Here is a 23890-nt window from a genome sequence, read left to right as displayed (position 1 = left end):
TAATTTAACAATTTAACTACTTAAAAAACGTACTTTAACTACATGACAAGTCGTTCTGGTTCTCGTGTCCTTGACCGGAACTGGGACGGCTTATTTTTATGAAAAGGTAAGAGGTAATCATTATGACAGAAGAAAAAAAACGGGGTTTTAGAATCCCTTCTTCTTACACCGTTCTTTTTATCATTATTGCTATTATGGCAGTATTAACCTGGTTTATTCCAGCTGGTGCCTATGAAACTGCCAAAGACGGTGGCGTTATTTCAGGCACTTACAAAACTGTGGCATCCAATCCTCAAGGTTTCTTTGACATCTTGATGGCGCCTGTCCGAGGCATGTTGGGTGTTGAAGGTACTGATGGAGCTATTCAAGTGTCTTTCTTTATCTTAATGGTTGGTGGCTTTTTAGGAGTTGTCAATAAAACAGGTGCCCTTGATACAGGAATCGCATCTGTTGTTCGTAAAAACAAAGGCAGAGAAAAAATGCTGATTGCCATTTTGATTCCTTTGTTTGCCTTAGGTGGTTCTACCTATGGTATGGGTGAAGAAACCATGGCTTTCTACCCACTTTTGATTCCAGTAATGATTGCCGTTGGCTTTGACAGTATTGTTGCTGTGGCTATTATTCTGATTGGTTCTCAAATTGGGTGTTTGGCTTCAACAATTAACCCATTCGCCACAGGTGTAGCAGCAGATGCTGCTGGTGTTAGCATTGCAGACGGGATGATTTGGCGGATTATCCAATGGTTTATCCTTGTCGGCATGTCCATATGGTTCGTTTACAATTACGCTAGTAAGATTGAAAAAGATCCAAGCAAATCGTTGGTTGCAGACAAGGCAGAAGAGCATAAGGAATTTTTCCAATTGCAAAATTCTGGTGAAGAGTTAAGCAAACGCCAACGAAACGTTTTGACCATTTTTACCTTGACTTTTGTCATTATGATTCTTAGTTTGATTCCGTGGGAAGATTTTGGCATCAAGCTATTTACTAATATTAATACTTGGTTAACCACTATGCCTATTTTAGGTGGCGCTATTGGGAAAACCATGGGAGCATTTGGTACATGGTACTTTCCAGAAATTACTATGCTCTTTATCATGATGGGGGTATTGGTTGCTATCGTTTATCGTATGAGTGAAGATGATTTCCTTAGTTCCTTCTTGACTGGTGCAGGTGAATTCTTGGGCGTAGCCATAATCTGTGCAATTGCGCGTGGTATTCAAGTTATCATGAACGGCGGTATGATTACAGCCACTATTCTTCACTGGGGTGAAACTGGACTCTCAGGATTGTCTTCTCAAGTCTTTATTATTCTTGCCTATATTTTCTATCTCCCAATGTCCTTCTTGATTCCATCAACATCAGGGCTTGCTGGGGCAACAATGGGTATTATGGCACCGCTTGGACAGTTCTCAAATGTTCCCGCCCACCTTGTTATTACAGCCTTCCAATCAGCTTCTGGTATTTTGAACATGATTTCTCCAACTTCAGCGATCGTTATGGGAGCTCTTGCGCTTGGTCGCGTTGACCTTGGTACTTGGTGGAAATTCATTGGTAAATTTATTGTAATGGTGATGCTTGTAAGCGTGCTATTACTTGTAGTTGCAACATTCTTTTAACAGATAGGAGGTTCCTATGGAATCCTATATCACACCTAAACATCAAGAGGCCTGTGTAGCTGCCATTAAACAGATCGTTTCTTACCCTTCTGTTTGTCATGAAGGGGAAAATGGCACACCTTTTGGACAGGCCATTCAAGATGTTCTCGAAGCAACCTTAGACTTATGTCAAGGTCTTGGCTTTCATACTTATATTGATCCTAAAGGTTACTATGGCTATGCTGAATTAGGTAATCAAAAAGAGGTCTTGGCTATTCTGTGCCACTTAGATGTTGTTCCAGAAGGGGACCGTCAGTTATGGCAGACAGATCCATTTGACTGTGTCGAAGCCGATGGTTGTTTGTTTGGGCGCGGTACTCAAGACGACAAAGGGCCTAGCATGATGGCACTTTTTGCCACCAAAGCCTTGATAGACGCAGGTGTAACCTTTAATAAACGCATTCGCTTTATTTTCGGGACAGACGAAGAAACCTTGTGGCGGTGCATGAATCGCTACAATGATGTAGAAGAACAGGCTACCTTTGGGTTTGCTCCTGATTCAAGTTTCCCTTTAACCTATGCCGAAAAAGGCCTACTTCAGGCAAAATTAGTGGGGAAAGGTTATGATAAACTGTCACTTGAAATCGGACAAGCCTACAATGTTGTTCCTGCAAGAGCCTCTTATCAAGGTGATAAGCTGGAGGCTTTACAAAAAGAACTAGATAAGCTTGGCTTTGAGTACGTCGTCAAAGAGGACAGCTTAACGGTGTATGGTCTTGCTCAGCATGCTAAAGATGCTCCGGATGGGATCAATGCCCTCATCAGACTTGCCAAAGCCTTAGTCGTCCTTGAACCCAATGAAACCCTTGATTTTCTTGCCAATGTCGTTGATGAAGATGGCAGAGCACTCAACATTTTTGGACCAGTTGAAGATGAACCTTCAGGCAAATTAAGCTTTAATGCCGCAGGGCTTACCTTAACCAAAGACAAGGCAGAAATTCGCCTAGATATTCGGATTCCAGTTCTGGCGGATAAGGAAAAATTGGTCCAACAATTAAGCCAAAAAGCGCAAGAATATGGTCTAACCTACCAAGAATTTGATTATTTGGCACCTTTATATGTGCCATTAGAGAGTGAATTGGTAACGACCCTATTAACAGTCTATCGAGAAAAAACCGGTGATCAAAGCCCTGCCCAATCATCAGGAGGGGCAACCTTTGCCAGAACAATGGACAATTGTGTTGCCTTTGGTGCCCTTTTCCCTGATGCTGTTCAAACGGAACACCAAGAAAATGAACACATCGTTTTAGCGGATGCTTACCGCGCTATGGATATTTATGCGGAAGCTATTTACCGACTAACGCGATAGCAATACATGAGGAGAAGTTTGAAAAAAATAAAAGCTAATTGATTTATTGTTTATCCTGATTTTGGGCGCACTAAAAAGAGGTGTTGAAACCTGATTTTTGAGATTAAGCGACATTGAATCCGTGCTGTTGTGCAAAACGAACAGCGTCTTGAACAGACATCGTTTTATCAGGATTTCGTATTTCGGTCAGTCCTTGTAAAACAGGATTGTAGTCTTCTTGTTTCCGTAGCACTTGGTACACAGAAACCAGTAATCTGCGACAGATAGCGCTAATTGCTTTTCGGTGTCCCCGGCGTTTCTTGAGTTTAAGATACTTGTTTCTCAATTCTGGATGCTTATCAGATTTGACAACAGCGTTTGCGACTTGAACAAGGAAAGGTTTCAAGTATTTTCCCCCTTTAGAAATGCGCGTAGAAAACTTTTTCCCAGCACTTTCATTGTTGGCAGGGACAAGTCCAGCCCAGGAACACAGTTTGGCAGCTGAATCAAAGACTGTCATATCGCAACCAATTTCTGAGATGATTCTGAGAGCAGATAAGTCCTCTTTGAAACCAGGTACGGTTTGAATTAGTTTTACTTGATGTTGATAGTCTTGTCCCAGTTCCCGAATCATCTGTTCCAAATCTTCTTTACAGATAGCTAAGGCATCATAATGAGCTTTGATGACTCTGATTTTCTCAGCTTGTTCAGATGTTAAAGCACCTTCCATAGCGATTTCCAAGTCTTGGACTTTATTCTTCATTCTCTTGTGAACCAGTTGCTCAATATTGGGTTTATCTTGTGGATTGTCAAGGATGCTCTTAATAATAGCTTGAGCGCTTTTTCCGAAAACATCGGAAACGACACTTGCAATTTGAAGATTAGACCAAGTGAGACAGTTCTGATACCGATTTTTCTCGCCAACCTGAAGTTGTGTTAGCTTCATGCGATATCTGAAAAGGTCACGGAGTTGTCTGATTTTGAGCGGGGGAATAAAGCTAGAAGCAACTAAATCATGCTTGAAGAGGTCGGCTATCCATTGCGCATCTTTCTTGTCGGTTTTCTTTCCTCGAATAGCTTTGACATATTTGGGATGAGCTAAGCAGACATTGGTCTGTTCTTCTAGGATATTGAAAACAGGAATCCAGTATTTACCAGTAGATTCCATACAGACATCGAAGCAGGAATAATATTCCAACCAATCACGTAGCTGAGTGAGTCCATTGGTAAAGGTGGAGAAGCGTTTACGATGGTACTCAGTAATTCCTTGATTATTGGCGATGGCAATAACTGCTACGACAAAAGTTTTATGCACATCAATTCCACAACAATTAGGATAAACGATTTTTAACATAGGAGGAAACTCCTTTCTCAAAAGTAGAGAAGCTCCTATCCCTTGACTGCTCTTCCCTTTCACAAACGAGTCGCTTATCCAAGTATAAGTTTACGTGCTCTTAGTCACAGTTAGTTGTGCTTGATAGGAAGAACCACACCTATAATTATTCGAGGTAGTAGCTGAACTACTCACTTACTCTCCTCCCCGTGATTTGTAGTAGTGATAGGGCTTCTCACTGTTATTATAGACAAAAATAAAGAGCATAACACCTTTTCATTCAGTGTTGTGCCTTGAGTGAAACGAAAGGAATAAATTATAATTATGGCGAAACAAAAAATCGTGGTCGCACTTGGAGGAAATGCTATTCTTTCAACAGATGCGTCAGCAAAAGCACAACAAGAAGCCTTGATTTCCACATCAAAATCATTGGTTAAATTAATTAAAGAAGGTCATGAAGTTATCGTGACCCACGGCAATGGCCCACAAGTTGGTAACCTCTTGTTACAACAAGCAGCAGCGGATTCTGAAAAAAATCCAGCAATGCCTTTAGACACTTGTGTTGCCATGACAGAAGGTAGCATTGGTTTTTGGTTAGTCAATGCCCTTGATAATGAATTGCAAGCCCAAGGCATTCAAAAAGAAGTGGCAGCTGTTGTCACTCAAGTGATCGTGGATGCCAAAGACCCAGCTTTTGAAAACCCAACAAAACCAATTGGCCCATTCCTTACCGAAGAAGATGCCAAAAAACAGATGGCAGAGTCTGGTGCAAGTTTCAAAGAAGATGCTGGTCGTGGCTGGCGTAAGGTTGTACCATCACCAAAACCAGTTGGCATTAAAGAAGCCAACGTCATCAGAAGTCTGGTTGATTCTGGCGTTGTTGTGGTTAGTGCTGGTGGTGGCGGTGTGCCTGTTGTGGAAGATGCAGCTAGCAAGACCCTTACGGGTGTGGAAGCCGTTATTGACAAGGACTTTGCTAGCCAAACCCTTTCAGAATTGGTGGATGCAGACCTCTTTATCGTTTTGACAGGGGTTGACAATGTTTATGTTAACTTCAACAAACCTGATCAAACAAAATTGGAAGAAGTAACGGTCTCTCAAATGAAAGAGTACATCACACAAGACCAATTTGCACCAGGTAGTATGTTACCAAAAGTGGAAGCTGCCATTGCTTTTGTTGAAAACAAACCAAATGCCAAAGCCATTATCACATCACTCGAAAATATTGACAATGTACTATCAGCAAATGCTGGCACACAAATTATCGCAGGCTAAACAAGAGGACTTTCGTCAAGTCACTGACTAGTCAGACAATCCATTCGGGAACGACGAATCATTTGTTCTTGATGATGTCATTGATTTGACTCTTCTAACGCTTTCAATCCTCATGATAGCTCTCACGATAGGACTCATTATATTTAACAAGAAAGGCTAAATTTCAATGAAATTGGTCTTTTCTTTTACTTTTAATAAGTGTATAATAGTCATACTATTTTTTATTTTTCAACAATAAGTTAAATAAGAGTAGGCTAGGTTCAGCTTTTACTAATGTTGCTGATTCTAATAGACTCAAGAGGTCACCAAAAAAGAAGGAGGAGCTATGAAGAAAAGTTTTATTCATCAACAAGAGGAGATTTCCTTTGTTAAAAATACGTTCACACAGTATTTGATTGCTAAGCTTGATGTTGTTGAAGTGCAAGGACCCATTTTAAGTCGGGTCGGGGATGGTATGCAAGATAATTTGTCCGGTATTGAAAATCCAGTATCTGTCAATGTCTTGAATATTCCTAATGCAACCTTTGAAGTTGTGCATTCACTAGCAAAATGGAAACGTCACACCTTAGCCCGTTTTGGCTTTAATGAAGGTGAAGGTCTTGTTGTTAATATGAAGGCTCTCCGGCCTGATGAGGATTCACTTGACCAAACCCACTCGGTGTATGTTGATCAATGGGATTGGGAAAAGGTCATTCCTGATGGCAAGCGCAACCTAGCCTATCTCAAAGAAACCGTTGAAACCATTTATAAGGTGATTCGTCTAACCGAGTTAGCTGTTGAAGCCCGTTATGATATTGAAGCGGTTCTACCAAAGAAAATTACCTTCATTCACACCGAAGAATTGGTAGCTAAATACCCTGACTTGACACCCAAAGAACGCGAAAATGCGATTACCAAAGAATTTGGTGCAGTCTTCTTAATTGGTATTGGTGGCATCCTACCTGATGGCAAGCCGCATGATGGTCGTGCTCCTGACTATGACGACTGGACAACAGAATCTGAAAATGGCTATCATGGCCTCAATGGTGATATTTTGGTTTGGAATGACCAGCTTGGCTCAGCCTTTGAATTATCCTCAATGGGAATCCGTGTGGATGAGGAAGCCCTAAAACGTCAGGTAGAAATTACTGGTGACCAAGACCGATTAGCTTTTGATTGGCATAAATCCTTGTTAAATGGGCTCTTCCCACTCTCCATCGGTGGAGGTATTGGTCAATCACGTATGGCCATGTTCTTGTTGCGCAAAAAACATATTGGAGAAGTCCAAACTTCCGTATGGCCTCAAGAGGTTCGTGATAGCTACGATAATATCTTGTAAGCTAATCGCAGAATTCTGTGGGTAAAACAGACAGGCGACTCGGATTACTTTTAATCTTAGTGACGATTATTTTTGAACTCAGTAAAGGCTTTGGACCCTTGTCCTAGCCTTTTTTTAAGGTTAGTTACTAAGAATTTTGAAAAAAGAAATTATTTTTAAGGTTTGACCTTAGAAATTTGCTATAATGAATGGTATGAGAATTGTATCTGGTGAATTTGGCGGGCGTCCCTTGAAGACGCTCGATGGTAAAACAACTCGTCCCACATCTGATAAAGTTAGAGGGGCGATTTTTAACATGATTGGACCCTATTTTGATGGGGGTCGGGTTCTAGACTTATTTTCAGGGTCTGGTGGTTTGTCTATTGAAGCGGTTTCTCGCGGCATGTCATCTGCTGTTTTGGTAGAACGTGATCGTAAGGCGCAGGCCATTATCCAAGAAAACATCAAGATGACCAAAGCAGAACAACAGTTTACTCTCCTGAAAATGGAGGCTGAACGTGCTATTCATCAGTTGAGTGGTCAATTTGATTTGGTATTTTTGGATCCTCCTTATGCTAAGGAAACTATTGTCGCTAACATTGAAGCTCTGGCTGCCAATGAGTTATTGAGTGACGACGTTATGGTGGTGTGCGAAACGGATAAAAACGTGGTTTTACCAGAGGAAATTGCAAACTTAGGGATTTGGAAAGAGAAAACCTATGGTATTAGTAAGGTAACAGTATATGTCAAGTAAAATAGGACTTTATACAGGATCGTTTGATCCTGTCACCAATGGGCATCTGGATATTATTAAGCGAGCCAGCCAATTATGTGACCATCTCTATGTCGGGATTTTTTATAATCCTATAAAGGAAGGGCTATTTACCCCTCAAACGCGTCAACTGATGCTTAAACAGGCTTTAGCAGAAATGACCAATGTGAGTGTCGTGATGGCAGAAAATCGCTTAGCTGTTGATGTAGCCAAAGAGTTGCAGGTCACTCACTTGGTTAGAGGACTACGAAACGGTGCTGATTTTGATTACGAAGCCAATTTGGAGTATTTCAATCACATGCTAGCTCCGACGCTTGAGACCGTTTATTTCATTTCTAGAAATGAATGGCAACAACTTAGTTCGAGTCGAGTCAGAGAGTTGATTCATTTTCAGTCCTCTTTGGAAGGACTAGTGCCTCAATCAGTTATGACTCAAGTGGAGAAAATGAATGAAAACAATTAAAAAAATTAAATGGTGGCTGATTAGTCTAATTGCCCTCGTGGCTCTGCTTATCGTCCTTTTTTTCCCTCTTCCTTATTATGTTGAAATGCCTGGCGGAGCCTATGACATTCGATCTGTGGTCAAGGTTAATGGCAAAGAAGATAAAGATAAAGGCTCCTATCAGTTTGTGGCAGTCAGTCTCAGTCGAGCCAGTTTAGCTCAGTTGCTCTATGCTTGGCTAACCCCTTTTACTGAAATCAGTTCAGTTGAGGATACCACAGGCGGTTATAGCGATGCAGACTATATCCGCATTAATCAATTCTACATGGAAACCTCACAAAATGCTGCGGTCTATCAGGCATTGACCTTGGCAGACAAACCAGTTACTTTGGACTACAAAGGGGTATATGTGTTAGATATTAGCAAGGATTCAACCTTTAAAGGTACTTTAAACTTAGCAGATACGGTAACGGGAGTGAATCACAAACAATTTACGAGTTCAACAGAACTTGTGGACTATGTCTCTCATTTAAAACTTGGTGATAAGGTGACTGTGCAGTTTATTAGTAATAGCGAACCTAAGTCTGAAACAGGTCGTATCATCAAACTAAAAAATGGTAAAAATGGTATCGGCATTGCTTTAACAGACCATACTAAAGTCAATTCAGCAGACAAAATCGAGTTTAGTACCCAAGGTGTTGGGGGTCCTAGCGCAGGCTTAATGTTTACATTAGATATCTACGACCAAATTAATAAAGAAGACCTTCGTAAAGGAAGACATATCGCCGGGACAGGAACCATTGGTAAAGATGGTGAAGTTGGAGATATTGGCGGTGCGGGTCTTAAGGTCGTTGCTGCTGCAGATGCTGGTGCTGAGATTTTCTTTGTGCCGAATAATCCTGTGGATAAAGCTGTTAAAAAAGCCAATCCAAAAGCTATTAGCAATTATGAAGAGGCCAAGCGAGCAGCCAAGCAGTTAAAAACAAAAATGAAAATTGTTCCTGTAACAACTGTTCAGGATGCCCTAGCCTACCTTCGTCAATAAACGAGGTTAGTCTTCTAGAAGACAACTGAATCGTGAAACAGTTGAGTCAGTTAGATGTGTTTTGACCTCATCTAGCTGGCTTTTTTATATGCCTTAAAAACTTTAGCTGGTAGCAACAAGATGATCGACGCTCTAATAGCTTACAGGTTGAACTAGTGGTTCTAAAAAAGAATGATTTCTTTCTTTAAAATGCTAGAAAATAGTTGACAAGCAAAAAGAAAACGGTTACAATAACAAACGTGAGAACGGTTCCACAAATGAATAGAAAGGGGGACAACTAATGGCAACGATCAAACAAGTCGCTGAAGAAGCAGGCTTATCCAAATCAACAGTTTCCAGATATATTTCTCAAAAAGGCTATGTTTCTGATGAAGCTAGAGATAAGATTAAGGCTGCCATTGACAAATTACATTATAGTCCCAACGTCTTGGCCCAGTCTTTAAAAACTAAAAAGAATCAGTTAGTTGGTCTCCTCCTTCCTGATATTTCTAACCCCTTCTTTCCGCGCCTAGCAAGGGGAGCCGAAGAATACCTGAAAGAAAAAGGTTATCGGGTCATGTTGGGTAATATTTCAGACAGTGAAGCCCTAGAAGAAGAATATGTTCATGTCCTTCTTCAAAGCAATGCGGCAGGTATTATTACGACTCATGACTTTACCAAGCGTTACCCCGACTTGCCTATTCCAGTTGTGGTGGTAGACCGTGTTGACCAAGAAACGCAGTATGGTGTCTTTTCAGATAATAAAGCTGGAGGGCTCTTAGCTGCTCAAACGGTTTGGCAAGCGGGAACAGAAGAAGTGCTTTTGATTAGAGGACCGCTAGACAATGCCGAAAATATTAATGAACGGTTTGAAGCAAGCCTCTCTTATCTACACGAAAAAGAGGTTACCCTTCGCATCTGCGATAGCCAGAGTTTTGATTTTGAAAGCATTCAGTTGGAAGCTAGTAAGAACCTCGACGTCTATCCAATCATTGATAGTATTATAGCCCCGTCAGATATTCACGCCATTGCTTATATTCACGAGCTGCATTCCCGTGGAAAGAAAATTCCTCAGGATGTGCAAGTGATGGGTTACGACGATATTTTGATGAGTCAATTTATTTACCCTTCCCTGTCAACCATTCATCAATCCTCTTATTTGATGGGGCATTATGCAGCTGAACTGGTTTATAACATTGCCAATCAGTTGCCAGTGGAAGCTAATCGCATAAAATTACCAGTTCACTATGTGGAACGTGAGACTATAAGGAGAAAAAATGAGTAAGATTGTTATTGTCGGCAGTATCTCCATGGACCTTGTGATGAAGACCAATCGGATTGCGCAAGAGGGAGAGACGGTTTTTGGAGATAGCTTTGCTATGGTTCCTGGTGGTAAAGGGGCTAACCAAGCTGTTGCAGTTGGTCGCTTAGCCGCCCAAAAAGATCAGATTAACATGCTGGGAGCTGTGGGCGAGGATTCCTTTGGCCATCTCTTATTACAAAATTTAGCAGATAACGGTCTTAACGTGGACTTTGTGGGAACGGTACCATCATCGTCTGGTATTGCTCAAATCACCATTTTTAACCATGACAACCGAATTATCTATTGTCCCGGAGCGAATGGAGAGGTTGACACAACTCTTTGGGAAAAAGAATGGGATTTATTAGAAGCAGCTGATTTGGTTATTCTTCAAAATGAAATCCCGCACCAAGCTAATTTGGGCATAGCTCAATTTTGTCATGATAAAGGCATCAAGGTGCTCTATAACCCAGCCCCTGCGAGAGAAACAGATAAAGAGATGCTAGACTTGGTCACCTATTTCACACCAAACCAACATGAAGTTCAAGAACTCTTCCCAGATAAAGAATTGGACACTATTCTTGAGGCATATCCAAATCGTCTTATCGTTACTTTGGGAACTAAGGGATCTACTTACTTTGATGGGCAAGTTATTCAACTGATTCCAGCCATTAAGACTGAAGCTATTGATACGACAGGTGCTGGAGATACCTTTAACGGAGCCTTTGGTTTTGCTGTTTCAAAAGGATTAGACATGCGTGAATCTTTAAAATTTGCGACCTTGGCCTCACACTTATCTGTTCAACAATTTGGTGCCCAAGGTGGCATGCCAACATTATCAGAAATGAAGGAGCACGACGCTTATGAAAAAGCATGGGATTTTGAATAGTCATTTGGCTAAACTGGCAGATGATTTAGGACACACAGACCGTGTCTGTATCGGTGATTTAGGACTTCCTGTTCCAGACGGTGTTGCTAAAATTGATTTGGCACTCAAACCAGGACAACCTAATTTCCAAGACGTCTTAGCAGTTTACTTAGAGCATGTGTTAGTCGAAAAAGTTATCTTAGCAGAAGAAATTAAAAGCCAAAATCCAAAACAATTAGAGGATTTATTAGCTAGATTGGATAGTTCAGTTATTGTGGAGTACGTTAGCCACGAGGAATTAAAAGCGTTGACCAAGTCAACTAAAGCTGTTGTAAGAACAGGTGAAAATACTCCTTATTCCAATGTCATCTTGCAGTCAGGGGTGATGATTTAGAAAGGGGACACTAGCATGAAAATTGACATGAGAGGGATTTCCAAATCTTTTGGAACCAACAAGGTACTGGAAGCCATTGATTTAGTGGTGACTTCAGGAGAAGTTCATGCCTTGATGGGAGAAAATGGTGCAGGTAAGTCTACCTTGATGAACATTTTGACAGGACTTTTTCCAGCAAGTTCTGGAACCATTTTGATTGATGGAAAAGAAATGGCCTTTGCTAATCCACAAGAAGCAGAAGCATTTGGTATTAGCTTTATTCATCAGGAAATGAACACATGGCCCGAGATGACAGTACTCGAAAACCTCTTTTTAGGGCGAGAAATCAAAAAATCTTTTGGACTTCTAGATGATAAGGCCATGAAGGAGAAGGCTAGGTATGCATTCAAAAGATTAGGAGTGTCTATTCCCTTGGATAAGCGTATTGGAGATCTCTCAGTTGGTCAGCAACAGATGATTGAAATTGCTAAAAGCCTCCTGTCTGAAGTGTCATTATTAATTATGGATGAACCGACAGCCGCTCTTACTGATCGCGAAACTGAAAATCTCTTCAAGATTATTGGCAGTTTAAAAGAAGAAGGTGTTGGTATTGTCTATATTTCCCATCGTATGGAAGAAATCTTCAAAATTACTGATATGGTAACGGTCATGCGAGACGGGATTGTCGTTGACACGAAACCAACTCAAGAGACGACTCCAGATGAACTGGTCAAAAAAATGGTTGGACGTGATATCGAAGATTACTATCCAGAAAAAACAGCTACTATTGGATCAGTTGCCTTTGAAGTTAAGGAATTATCCGGACAAACTTTTCAAGGGGTTTCATTCCAAGTAAAACAGGGCGAAATTCTTGGCTTTTCAGGGTTAATGGGTTCTGGTCGAACCGAAGTGATGCGAACTATTTTTGGTTTGGATCCTAAACAGTCAGGACAGGTTATGATTGATGGGAAAGAAGTCATGATTCATAATCCAGCTCAGGCGATTAAGCACGGCATCGGATTTTTGACGGAAGATCGAAAAGATGAGGGGTTGATTTTAGACTTTAGTATCAAAGATAACATGACCTTGCCAAGTACCAAAGATTTCAGTAAGCATGGTTTCTTCGACGACAAAACCAGTACCACCTTTGTTGAGCAATTAATTAACCGCTTGCGTATAAAATCCGGGACGCCCACTTTACCGGTGGGAAATCTTTCTGGTGGGAACCAGCAAAAGGTTGTCCTTGCGAAATGGATTGGCATTGCTCCAAAAGTATTGATTTTAGATGAACCCACTAGAGGGGTGGATGTTGGTGCCAAACGCGAAATTTACCAATTAATGAATGAATTGGCAGAGAGAGGTGTGCCTATTATTATGGTCTCTTCAGACCTTCCAGAAGTATTAGGCGTTAGTGATCGGATTATGGTTATGCACGAAGGACGTATTGCTGGCCAACTTTCTCGTGAAGAAGCTAGTCAGGAAAAAGTCATGCAGTTGGCAACAGGAGGAAATTAAGGTGAAACAAGTAATGAAATACATGTCAGAGTTAACCACTCTGGTCGCACTCGTTGGGTTAATGATTGTCATCACGCTGATTAATCCTAACTTTTTAACCACAAACAACTTATTAAACTTACTTTTGCAGTTAACCGCTAATGGTTTTATTGCCTTTGGGATGACTTTTGTCATTTTAACTGGTGGGATTGATTTATCGGTAGGTTCGATTTTAGCTCTCTCTAGTGCTCTCTCAACTGGATTTATAGCTTCAGGTGTGCCTGTTCCTTTAGCTATTTTATTAGCTGTTATCATGGGTGGCTTATTTGGAATGGTAAATGGTCTCTTTATTTCTTATGGGAAATTGGCGCCATTTATCGTCACCTTGGCTACCATGACTATTTTCCGAGGAGCAACGCTTGTGTATACTAATGGGAATCCCATTACTAAAGGATTGTCTGACTCATTCCTCTTTCAGTTTTTAGGACAAGGGTATATTGTCGGTATTCCTTTCCCAGTTATCCTTATGTTTATCGTCTTTCTTATTTTGTATGTGCTCTTGCACAAAACTGCCTTTGGGAAATCTGTTTACGCGCTAGGAGGCAATGAAAAAGCAGCGTATACCTCAGGTGTTAAACTCAATAAAGTCAAACTTATTATTTATACCATTTCAGGAATGATGGCTGCTATTTCTGGGCTAATCATTACTTCTCGTTTGAGCTCTGCTCAGCCAACGGCTGGTAGCAGTTATGAAATGGATGCTATTGCAGCCGTTGTTCTTGGAGGAACTTCTTTATCAGGAGGTAAAGGGCGTATCCTAGGAACATTGATTGGTGCCTTGATTATTGGGGTCCTTAATAACGGGTTAAACATTATTGGTGTATCAGCCTTTTGGCAACAAGTGGTAAAAGGGATTGTTATCTTGATTGCCGTGTTACTAGATCGCTTTAAAGTTGCAAAATAAGAGAAATGTTTCAGTTATTGTTGGCATGCTAATGCATGTACGGTCTTAGTGTTAAACAATTTTTAAAAAGGAGACATCATGAAATTTACGAAAAAACTTGGCTTTCTAGCCTTACTTATGTCAATGCTTCTTGTCTTAGGAGCTTGCGGAAAAACTGGTCTAGGAAATTCTTCTGGAACAAGCAAAGAGGTGACAAAAAAAGCTGCTAAAGACTTGAAATTAGGGGTATCTATTTCCACCACGAATAACCCTTACTTCGTCGCTATGAAAGATGGTTTAGACAAGTATGCTGATAAAAAAGAAGTGAGCTTAAAAGTTGCTGATGCTCAAGATGATGCAGCACGTCAAGCGGACGATGTGCAAAACTTTATTAGCCAAAATGTGGATGCTATTTTGATTAATCCAGTGGACTCAGACGCCATTGTGCCAGCGATTAAAGCTGCTAACAATGCTAGTATCCCTGTTATTCTTATTGACCGTGGTAGCAATGGTGGTGATGTTTTAACAACAGTTGCTTCTGATAATGTTGAAGCGGGTAAAATGGCTGCTGATTACATTGTGAAAGAGCTTGGTGAAAAAGCAAAAGCCTTTGAATTGTCAGGCGTTCCAGGAGCTTCAGCGACTGTAGACCGTGGTAATGGTTTTAATAAAGTTGCAAAAGAAAAATTAGAAGTTTTATCAAGTCAGTCAGCTAACTTTGACCGTGCTAAAGCCTTGAACACAGCACAAAACATGATTCAAGGAAACAAAGACGTTCAAGTCATTTTTGCCCAAAACGATGAAATGGCACTCGGAGCTGCTCAAGCTGTTAAATCAGCAGGTCTTCAAAATGTTTTAATCATTGGTATTGATGGTCAACCAGATGCTCACCAAGCTATTGAAAAAGGTGATATTACAGCAACAATCGCTCAACAACCTGCTAAAATGGGTGAAATTGCTATCCAAGCGGCTATTGACCACTACAATGGAAAAAAAGTGGATAAAGAGACCGTATCACCAATTTACCTTGTTACCAAAGAAAATGTTGACAAATACAATTGGTAAGTTAACTATAACTGCTCTTAAGCTTAGGCTTAAGGGCTTTTTTTAAAAGTAATCATTAGCATGGAAACTTCAAAAGTGCTATAGTGGGTTCAAACAGACTGCTAATCATTTCGCTCAAGCTAGAGATCCTTAAGGAGAAGTTTGAAAAAAATAAAAGCTAATTGATTTATTGTTTATCCTGATTTTGGGCGCACTAAAAAGAGGTGTTGAAACCTGATTTTTGAGATTAAGCGACATTGAATCCGTGCTGTTGTGCAAAACGAACAGCGTCTTGAACAGACATCGTTTTATCAGGATTTCGTATTTCGGTCAGTCCTTGTAAAACAGGATTGTAGTCTTCTTGTTTCCGTAGCACTTGGTACACAGAAACCAGTAATCTGCGACAGATAGCGCTAATTGCTTTTCGGTGTCCCCGGCGTTTCTTGAGTTTAAGATACTTGTTTCTCAATTCTGGATGCTTATCAGATTTGACAACAGCGTTTGCGACTTGAACAAGGAAAGGTTTCAAGTATTTTCCCCCTTTAGAAATGCGCGTAGAAAACTTTTTCCCAGCACTTTCATTGTTGGCAGGGACAAGTCCAGCCCAGGAACACAGTTTGGCAGCTGAATCAAAGACTGTCATATCGCAACCAATTTCTGAGATGATTCTGAGAGCAGATAAGTCCTCTTTGAAACCAGGTACGGTTTGAATTAGTTTTACTTGATGTTGATAGTCTTGTCCCAGTTCCCGAATCATCTGTTCCAAATCTTCTTTACAGATAGCTAAGGCATCATAATGAGCTTTGATGACTCTGATTTTCTCAGCTTGTTCAGATGTTAAAGCACCTTCCATAGCGATTTCCAAGTCTTGGACTTTATTCTTCATTCTCTTGTGAACCAGTTGCTCAATATTGGGTTTATCTTGTGGATTGTCAAGGATGCTCTTAATAATAGCTTGAGCGCTTTTTCCGAAAACATCGGAAACGACACTTGCAATTTGAAGATTAGACCAAGTGAGACAGTTCTGATACCGATTTTTCTCGCCAACCTGAAGTTGTGTTAGCTTCATGCGATATCTGAAAAGGTCACGGAGTTGTCTGATTTTGAGCGGGGGAATAAAGCTAGAAGCAACTAAATCATGCTTGAAGAGGTCGGCTATCCATTGCGCATCTTTCTTGTCGGTTTTCTTTCCTCGAATAGCTTTGACATATTTGGGATGAGCTAAGCAGACATTGGTCTGTTCTTCTAGGATATTGAAAACAGGAATCCAGTATTTACCAGTAGATTCCATACAGACATCGAAGCAGGAATAATATTCCAACCAATCACGTAGCTGAGTGAGTCCATTGGTAAAGGTGGAGAAGCGTTTACGATGGTACTCAGTAATTCCTTGATTATTGGCGATGGCAATAACTGCTACGACAAAAGTTTTATGCACATCAATTCCACAACAATTAGGATAAACGATTTTTAACATAGGAGGAAACTCCTTTCTCAAAAGTAGAGAAGCTCCTATCCCTTGACTGCTCTTCCCTTTCACAAACGAGTCGCTTATCCAAGTATAAGTTTACGTGCTCTTAGTCACAGTTAGTTGTGCTTGATAGGAAGAACCACACCTATAATTATTCGAGGTAGTAGCTGAACTACTCACTTACTCTCCTCCCCGTGATTTGTAGTAGTGATAGGGCTTCTCACTGTTATTATAGACAAAAATAAAGAGCATAACACCTTTTCATTCAGTGTTGTGCCTTGAGTGAAACGAAAGGAATAAATTATAATTATGGCAACATTAGCCATTACAGGAATGACTGGACATTTAGGACAGGCTGTCGCACAGGCTTTAGCTAAAGAAGGAGTATTTTTCGCCAATTGGCAAGAAGACCACATAAGGTTGCTCCATTGCCTAATACCACCATTCACCAAGCCAACTATGATTGTAGTTTAGAAACACAGAAAACTTTACGAGGAGTAGATGTCTTGGTGATGGTATCAGCCCATGAGAGCCTTAATCGTTTGGAAGAGCACAAAGCTTTTATTGATGCAGCCAAAATTTCAGGAGTTAGACACATCATTTACACCTCGTTTTATCAAGCCAGCCCCAATTCGATCTTTACCTTAGCTAGAGATCATGCCGTAACCGAAGCTTACATCAAAGAAAATGGGTTAACGTATACTTTTTTAAAAGATAATTTTTACCTAGATTTTTGGTTTGACTTGGGCTTAAGAGATGGTGAATTAAGAGGGCCAGCTGCAGAGGGGAAAGTGTCAGCTGTCGTACGGTCTGATGTGACAGAAGTAATAGCGACAATCAGTCAACACCCTCAAAATTGGGAGAACCAAACCTTGAATCTGACTGGTCCTGAGAACCTAAGTTTGTCAGTTATTGCCCAGAAACTTAGTCACTGGTGTCAAAAAAGCATTCCTTATAGTTCAGAAACCGTTCCAGAAGCTTATGCCTCTCGTCAATATTGGCCAGCTCAAGACTGGGAATACGATGCCTGGGTGAGTACCTATACAGCTATAGCTGCAGGTGAACAATCGGGTATTTCCCCAGCTATCGAAACCGTTTTAGGACGACCAGCTAAATCCTTAGACCAGTTCTTAACAGAGAATCATTCTTAAGCATCTTAAGTGAGAGATTTAATTTAGACCAATGGTGATTGGTAGCCGTTCTTGCTATGATGACTTGTTTCCTACTTACAAAAGCTTAAAAATAGTGTATAATAGATGAGTTACGGGTAACGTTGAAACTCGGTTTTGTCAGTCACTCTAATTCTAAGGAAGTAAACTATTCCCACATGATTGACAAGAGTAGCAGGAGTTACCACAATTGAAATAACCTAACCATTGATATTTAAGGATTCTTATGAAAGGAGTCACATGAAAAAAGACATTTCACCAGAAATGTATAACTACAATAAATTTCCTGGGCCAGAATTTAGTCACTTTGACCAGCAGGTCAAAGCAGAAGGTATAGAGTTCCTCTTGCTTGAAAATGTTAAAAATGCCTTTGATACGACCAGTTTTGGTCAACGTTATACAGAGATTTTACTCAAGTACGACTATATTGTTGGCGATTGGGGAAATGAGCAACTACGTCTCAAAGGGTTTTACAAGGACAGTAATGACGTTAAAAAAACAAACCGCATTTCACGCTTAGAAGACTATATTAAAGAGTTTTGCAATTTTGGCTGTGCCTATTTTGTTTTGGAAAATCCTAATCCTAAAGAAATCACTTTCGAAGAGGAGTGTCAGCCAAGACGGAAAAAGTCCTCTAAGTCAAAACCAAATCGACGGAAATCAGGTCAAACAAATCCACAGGTAGCACCTCAAAAAAACAAACAGAAGCGTTCTCAAAAGGAAAAACCAGCTGACAAACAAACCTTTACTAGTAAAAAGCGTAAAGAAAACAATAAGAGCAAGTCGAAACGTAATCAGACCAAGCAGCTTAATGCTAAGTCTGATCACTTTATTATCAGAAAGAAGGATCAGTAATCCATGAAACCATCCATTTACAGCTTGACCCGGGAAGACGTAATTGCTTGGGCTATTGACCACGGACAAAAGAAATTTAGAGCTACCCAAATTTGGGATTGGCTCTATAAAAAACGTGTTCAGTCTTTTGATGACATGACTAATATTTCCAAAGATTTTATTGCTATCTTAAAGGAAAATTTTTGCGTCAATCCTCTGAAGCAACGCATTGTTCAAGAGTCAGCTGACGGAACTGTTAAGTATTTGTTTGAGTTACCAGATGGTATGCTCATTGAAACAGTTTTGATGCGTCAGCATTATGGGCATTCTGTTTGTGTTACCACACAAGTTGGTTGTAATATTGGCTGTACCTTCTGTGCTAGCGGTTTAATCAAAAAACAGCGTGATTTAAACAGTGGTGAAATCACAGCTCAGATTATGCTGGTTCAAAAATATTTTGATGAGCGTGGTCAAGACGAACGTGTCAGTCATGTGGTTGTTATGGGAATTGGTGAGCCATTTGACAATTACCAAAATGTGATGAGTTTCTTACGGACGATTAATGATGACAATGGTCTAGCTATTGGTGCTCGCCATATCACGGTATCAACTTCCGGTTTGGCGCATAAGATTCGTGAGTTTGCCAACGAAGGAGTGCAGGTTAATTTAGCGGTATCACTTCATGCCCCTAATAATGACTTACGTTCAAGCATCATGAGAATCAACCGATCTTTTCCACTCGAAAAACTTTTTGCAGCCATTGAGTATTATATTGAAACAACTAACCGTCGTGTAACCTTTGAATACATCATGTTAAATGAGGTCAATGATGGTGTTGAGCAGGCTCAGGAGTTGGCAGACCTGACTAAAAATATTCGCAAATTGTCTTACGTTAACTTGATTCCCTACAATCCTGTTTCAGAACACGACCAATACAGTAGAAGTCCTAAAGAACGCGTTTCAGCATTTTACGATGTGTTGAAGAAAAACGGTGTCAACTGTGTCGTGCGTCAAGAGCACGGTACCGATATTGATGCGGCCTGTGGACAATTACGTTCCAATACCATGAAAAAAGACCGTGAAAAAGCTGCAGCAACCAACGCATAAGAGGATGCTAAAGCAAGTCTTTAATCAGGAAGGATTAGTGAGGAGAAAATGGCGGTGGTTTTTCCTCCTTGTTTTAGCGGCTTATGTTTTGGCCATTGTTTTGATGTGTTTTACCCCTCAACCCAACTTGTTTAAAGGCATACAAACACCACATGTCATAGAAGTTGGACGTCTTCGTTTCCTCGTGGTACCTTTGAATAGCCTATGGTCGCTACCTCAATTGTCAACCCCTTTGGAACTTAGCTGGGTTATTGGGCAAAATGTAATGAATGTTTTTTTACTCTATCCCTTGGTTTTTATGATTCATTGCCTATGGAAAAATTGGCACAGCCCAAGCAAAAGTTTATGGCTAGGGTTTAGAATCAGTTTGATCATCGAATTGACCCAACTGTTGCTTGATGTTCTGATAGATGCTAATCGAGTATTTGAGTTGGATGACTTGTGGACAAATAGCTTGGGTGCTTTATTGGCCTTTTATAGTTATCGATGGCTGCATCATCGCCTGTCTAGGTCTTTGTAAGACGAATTTAAGCTAAATTTCTCTCCAATGGAGAGACTTTTTATTACTGATATAAGATTAGATTGAAAGATATATTAATGCGGAGGGAGAGTTAATGTCTATTTTGAAAAACTTATGGTGGTTTTTTAAGGAAGAAAAGAAACCCTATCTTATCGGGATTTTATCCTTAAGTTTGGTGGCTTTTTTGAATTTAATTCCCCCAAAAATCATGGGGATTGTGATTGATGGGATTACTAGCCAGAGACTAACTAAAAGCGAGTTGCTTTGGTACCTTTTTTGGCTTATCATAGCTGCTTTAGCAATGTATGCCTTACGCTACGTCTGGCGGATCTGTATTTTTGGGACGTCTTATCGATTAGGACGTGTCATGCGTTTTAAACTCTTTGAGCACTTTACCAAGATGTCTCCTTCTTTTTACCAACGTTATCGAACAGGAGATTTGATGGCCCACGCGACCAATGATATTAATTCCCTTACTCGTTTGGCAGGAGGTGGGGTTATGTCTGCGGTTGACGCCTCGATAACAGCAATTGTGACCTTATTAACCATGCTCCTCACAATTTCTTGGCAAATGACAGTCATTGCAGTCTTGCCTTTGCCCCTGATGGCTTACGCAACTAGTCGTCTAGGGCGCAAAACTCATAAGGCATTTGGAGAATCTCAGGCAGCTTTCTCAGAATTGAATAACAAAGTTCAAGAAAGTGTAGCTGGTATTAAAGTGACCAAATCGTTTGGCTATCAAAGGGATGAAGTAGCTTCTTTCCAGGAAATCAATCAGATGACCTTTAAGAAGAACATGAGAACGATGTTTTATGATGTCATGTTTGATCCGGTGGTGCTTCTTTTTCTTGGCTTATCCTATGTGCTAACCTTATTAGTTGGGGCTTTTATGATCAAGGCTGGGCAAGTAACGATTGGGAATTTAGTGACCTTTATGACCTACCTCGATATGCTCGTCTGGCCTTTGATGGCAGTTGGCTTTTTATTCAATATGGTTCAACGGGGAAGTGTCTCTTATGAGCGTATCAGTCAATTATTAGAACAAGCCTCGGATGTTGAAGAAAGCAGTCATCCCTTAACAACAATTTCTAATGGTTCTTTGACCTACGATATCAATCATTTTTCTTACGATAAAGAAGAAACATTGACCGATATTCATTTCAGGTTAGAAAAAGGACAAACCTTAGGATTGGTTGGACAGACAGGCTCGGGTAAAACAAGTCTTATTAAGCTTCTATTGAGAGAATATGACGTGACTGATGGCGCTATTTGCTTGAATAATCACAATATTAAGAATTATCGTCTTAAAGATTTGCGGCATTTAATGGGCTATGTTCCTCAAGACCAATTTTTATTTGCGACTAGTATTTTAGAAAATGTTCGTTTTGGTAATCCTAAGTTATCGGTTGAGGAAGTAGAAGCAGCGACACGTCTCTCCCATGTCTATAATGATATTATGGAAATGCCACAAGGTTTTCATACCTTAATCGGTGAAAAAGGGGTGTCCTTATCTGGTGGGCAAAAACAACGAATTGCGATGAGTCGTGCGATGATATTGGACCCAGATATTTTAATTTTAGATGATTCCTTATCAGCTGTTGATGCCAAAACAGAGCATGCTATTATTGAGAACCTGAAACAAACAAGACAAGATAAGACAACCATTATTACCGCTCACCGTTTGAGTGCGGTTGTTCACGCAGATTTGATTTTGGTTTTACAACATGGTCGTATTATTGAGAGTGGCCGTCATGAGGATTTGGTAGCAGCGGGAGGTTGGTACGCTAAAACCTATGCTTCACAACAATTGGAAATGGAGGTAGAAGACCATGAGGACAAATAATCAATGGCAAGTGTTTAAACGCCTCTTATCCTATTTGAAACCTTATAAATGGCTCACTCTATTTGCCTTAGCGCTCTTATTGTTAACCACTGTTATCAAAAGTATCATACCGTTGATTGCGTCACGCTTCATTGATCACTATTTGACAGCTTTGAATCAGCCAGCTTTCCTACTTTTATTGGGTTACTATGGCATGTATCTCATTCAAAGTGTAGTTCAATACCTTGGGAATCTCTTTTTTGCGCGTGTGTCATATAGTATTGTCAGAGATATCAGACGGGATGCCTTTGCTAAAATGCAGGTGTTAGGTATGGCTTATTTTGATAAAACGCCAGCAGGTTCTATTGTCTCTCGGATAACCAACGACACCGAAGCTATCAGTGATATGTTTTCGGGCATATTATCTAGTTTTATTTCTGCTATTTTTATTTTTTCTGTGACCCTTTATACCATGCTGTTGTTAGATGTGACCTTAACAAGCCTAGTCGTGATTTTTCTTCCTTTTATTGTGATTTTGGTCAATCTTTATCGAAAAAAATCGGTGCAAGTGATTGATAAAACAAGAAGTTTACTCAGCGATATCAACAGCAAACTGGCAGAAAGTATCGAAGGGATTCGTATTATTCAGGCATTTGGACAAGAGGATCGATTGAAAGATGAGTTTGAAGTCATCAATCAAGAGCATGTTCGTTATGCCAACAAATCGGTAGCTTTAGATAGTATTTTCTTACGTCCAGCCATGTCCCTTTTGAAACTGTTAGCGTATGCGGTATTAATGGCTTATTTTGGTTTCAAAGGACTTAATGGTGCCATTACGGCTGGGATGATGTACGCCTTTATCCAGTACATTAATCGTTTATTTGATCCTTTAATTGAAGTTACTCAAAACTTTTCAACTTTGCAGACCTCGATGGTGTCAGCAGGTCGTGTCTTCAAATTAATTGACGAAGAATCCTTTGAACCACAGCAAGCTAATCAACCAATTAAAGTCACAGAAGGGAATATTTCCTTTAAAAACGTGTCATTCTCTTATGATGGTAAACAAAAGGTTTTGGATAATATTTCTTTTGAGGTTAAGAAAGGAGAGACCATCGCTTTTGTAGGAGCGACAGGTTCTGGGAAGTCTTCTATCATTAACGTTTTCATGCGCTTTTATGACTTCCAATCGGGACATATTTTACTTGATGGGCATGATATTCGTGATTATTCTCAAGAGGAATTGCGCCAGTCTATTGGGTTAGTTTTGCAGGATCCATTTTTATATCATGGGACTATCGCTTCTAACATTCGGATGTATCAAAGCCTAAGTGATGAAGAAGTCAAAGCTGCTGCTGCTTTTGTCGATGCGGATCAATTTATTCAAAAATTACCAGACCAGTACCAATCTCCTGTTAGTGAAAGAGGGGCAAGCTTTTCGACAGGTCAGCGGCAGTTATTAGCATTTGCAAGAACGGTAGCCAGCAAGCCTAAAATTCTAATTCTTGATGAAGCGACTGCCAATATCGATTCTGAAACAGAAGCTATTGTACAACGCTCTCTAGCTAAAATGCGACAAGGCCGTACAACCATTGCTATTGCTCATCGCTTATCAACCATTCAAGATGCTAATTGTATCTATGTGCTTGATAAAGGAAAAATTATTGAACATGGACGTCACGAAGAATTGCTTAATCAAAAAGGTACCTATTATAAAATGTATCAATTACAAGCAGGGATGTTATAATACCTTAACCCTAGTCACCAAAGTGGCTAGGGTTTTTTAATTGACAATTGTCATCTCAAATGATGACAGAACCGACTGGTATCTGATGCTCTATTAGTTTAAACTGAATAACAGA

Annotated in this window: 20 protein-coding genes and 1 pseudogene; 19 read left to right on the top strand and 2 right to left on the bottom strand. The window is 40.2% G+C overall.

Annotation, left to right across the window (positions count from 1 at the left end):
• Positions 1-122 precede the first annotated feature (122 nt).
• On the top strand, positions 123-1616 hold the full coding sequence (locus FQT67_RS07200) for a YfcC family protein (protein WP_046159638.1): 1494 nt from the start codon (positions 123-125) through the stop codon (positions 1614-1616).
• A gap of 16 nt (positions 1617-1632) precedes the next feature.
• Positions 1633-2964, top strand: a complete 1332-nt coding sequence (locus FQT67_RS07195; RefSeq protein WP_046177334.1) for a dipeptidase — start codon at positions 1633-1635, stop codon at positions 2962-2964.
• A gap of 103 nt (positions 2965-3067) precedes the next feature.
• Here the strand turns inward: FQT67_RS07195 and FQT67_RS07190 are convergent, their stop codons facing one another.
• Positions 3068-4297 carry an IS110 family transposase gene (locus tag FQT67_RS07190; protein ID WP_046177576.1) on the bottom strand — a complete coding sequence of 410 codons (1230 nt, stop codon included), beginning with the start codon at positions 4295-4297 and terminating at the stop codon, positions 3068-3070.
• A 303-nt stretch (positions 4298-4600) separates the two neighbouring features.
• Here FQT67_RS07190 and arcC point away from each other — a divergent pair, with 303 nt between their 5' ends.
• The 11 genes from arcC (at position 4601) to FQT67_RS07135 (ending at position 15129) form a co-directional block, all read left to right on the top strand.
• Positions 4601-5551, top strand: coding sequence for a carbamate kinase (gene arcC, locus FQT67_RS07185; RefSeq protein WP_012767309.1), 951 nt, complete (start codon positions 4601-4603; stop codon positions 5549-5551).
• 325 nt (positions 5552-5876) lie between these two features.
• Entirely contained in the window at positions 5877-6869 is a 993-nt protein-coding gene (gene asnA / locus FQT67_RS07180) for an aspartate--ammonia ligase (RefSeq protein WP_003061055.1), read from the top strand.
• Between the two features lie 193 nt (positions 6870-7062).
• Entirely contained in the window at positions 7063-7602 is a 540-nt protein-coding gene (gene rsmD / locus FQT67_RS07175) for a 16S rRNA (guanine(966)-N(2))-methyltransferase RsmD (RefSeq protein ID WP_041781651.1), read from the top strand.
• Positions 7592-8083, top strand: coding sequence for a pantetheine-phosphate adenylyltransferase (gene coaD, locus FQT67_RS07170; RefSeq protein WP_003051905.1), 492 nt, complete (start codon positions 7592-7594; stop codon positions 8081-8083). The genes rsmD and coaD overlap by 11 nt, the downstream gene beginning before the upstream one ends.
• Positions 8070-9107 (top strand): SepM family pheromone-processing serine protease, encoded by a 1038-nt coding sequence (locus FQT67_RS07165; RefSeq protein WP_015057897.1) that lies wholly within the window; start codon positions 8070-8072, stop codon positions 9105-9107. The genes coaD and FQT67_RS07165 overlap by 14 nt, the downstream gene beginning before the upstream one ends.
• Before the next feature lie 280 nt (positions 9108-9387).
• Complete coding sequence (locus tag FQT67_RS07160) at positions 9388-10371, top strand: LacI family DNA-binding transcriptional regulator (protein ID WP_003053684.1); 984 nt, start codon at positions 9388-9390, stop codon at positions 10369-10371.
• The gene (gene rbsK / locus FQT67_RS07155; RefSeq protein WP_003061715.1) at positions 10364-11275 is read left to right on the top strand and encodes a ribokinase; all 912 of its coding nucleotides are present in this window, start codon (positions 10364-10366) and stop codon (positions 11273-11275) included. Before FQT67_RS07160 ends, rbsK begins: the two co-directional genes overlap by 8 nt.
• Entirely contained in the window at positions 11250-11648 is a 399-nt protein-coding gene (rbsD, locus tag FQT67_RS07150; RefSeq protein ID WP_003061114.1) for a D-ribose pyranase, read from the top strand. Before rbsK ends, rbsD begins: the two co-directional genes overlap by 26 nt.
• Positions 11649-11663: 15 nt before the next feature.
• The gene (locus FQT67_RS07145; RefSeq protein WP_046177543.1) at positions 11664-13142 is read left to right on the top strand and encodes a sugar ABC transporter ATP-binding protein; all 1479 of its coding nucleotides are present in this window, start codon (positions 11664-11666) and stop codon (positions 13140-13142) included.
• A gap of 1 nt (position 13143) precedes the next feature.
• Complete coding sequence (gene rbsC / locus FQT67_RS07140; RefSeq protein WP_046177544.1) at positions 13144-14085, top strand: ribose ABC transporter permease; 942 nt, start codon at positions 13144-13146, stop codon at positions 14083-14085.
• Positions 14086-14163: 78 nt separating this feature from the next.
• Positions 14164-15129 carry a substrate-binding domain-containing protein gene (locus tag FQT67_RS07135; RefSeq protein ID WP_022554978.1) on the top strand — a complete coding sequence of 322 codons (966 nt, stop codon included), beginning with the start codon at positions 14164-14166 and terminating at the stop codon, positions 15127-15129.
• A 226-nt stretch (positions 15130-15355) separates the two neighbouring features.
• On the opposite strand, the gene FQT67_RS07130 is transcribed toward FQT67_RS07135, so the two are convergent.
• On the bottom strand, positions 15356-16585 hold the full coding sequence (locus FQT67_RS07130) for an IS110 family transposase (RefSeq protein ID WP_046177576.1): 1230 nt from the start codon (positions 16583-16585) through the stop codon (positions 15356-15358).
• Positions 16586-16888: 303 nt separating this feature from the next.
• Between FQT67_RS07130 and FQT67_RS07125 the strand changes: the two are divergent.
• The 6 genes and pseudogenes from FQT67_RS07125 to FQT67_RS07100 all read left to right on the top strand — a co-directional run bounded on the left by FQT67_RS07125 (position 16889) and on the right by FQT67_RS07100 (position 23775).
• A pseudogene (locus FQT67_RS07125) lies at positions 16889-17730 on the top strand (SDR family oxidoreductase).
• A gap of 258 nt (positions 17731-17988) precedes the next feature.
• On the top strand, positions 17989-18603 hold the full coding sequence (locus FQT67_RS07120) for a YutD family protein (RefSeq protein WP_003061776.1): 615 nt from the start codon (positions 17989-17991) through the stop codon (positions 18601-18603).
• Positions 18604-18606: 3 nt separating this feature from the next.
• Positions 18607-19689 carry a 23S rRNA (adenine(2503)-C(2))-methyltransferase RlmN gene (rlmN, locus tag FQT67_RS07115; protein WP_046159306.1) on the top strand — a complete coding sequence of 361 codons (1083 nt, stop codon included), beginning with the start codon at positions 18607-18609 and terminating at the stop codon, positions 19687-19689.
• 4 nt (positions 19690-19693) lie between these two features.
• Positions 19694-20209, top strand: a complete 516-nt coding sequence (locus tag FQT67_RS07110) for a VanZ family protein (protein ID WP_012767302.1) — start codon at positions 19694-19696, stop codon at positions 20207-20209.
• Between the two features lie 94 nt (positions 20210-20303).
• The gene (locus FQT67_RS07105) at positions 20304-22052 is read left to right on the top strand and encodes an ABC transporter transmembrane domain-containing protein (protein WP_046177570.1); all 1749 of its coding nucleotides are present in this window, start codon (positions 20304-20306) and stop codon (positions 22050-22052) included.
• Positions 22039-23775: an ABC transporter ATP-binding protein gene (locus FQT67_RS07100; RefSeq protein ID WP_046177569.1), complete on the top strand. Its 1737-nt coding sequence runs from the start codon at positions 22039-22041 to the stop codon at positions 23773-23775. Before FQT67_RS07105 ends, FQT67_RS07100 begins: the two co-directional genes overlap by 14 nt.
• The last annotated feature ends 115 nt before the right edge of the window (positions 23776-23890 follow it).

Source organism: Streptococcus sp. NCTC 11567 (genome assembly GCF_902141215.1).
GTDB lineage: Bacteria > Bacillota > Bacilli > Lactobacillales > Streptococcaceae > Streptococcus > Streptococcus dysgalactiae.
The sequence above is the reverse complement of the archived record's forward strand: the minus strand, read 5'-3'. Positions and strand labels throughout refer to the sequence as shown.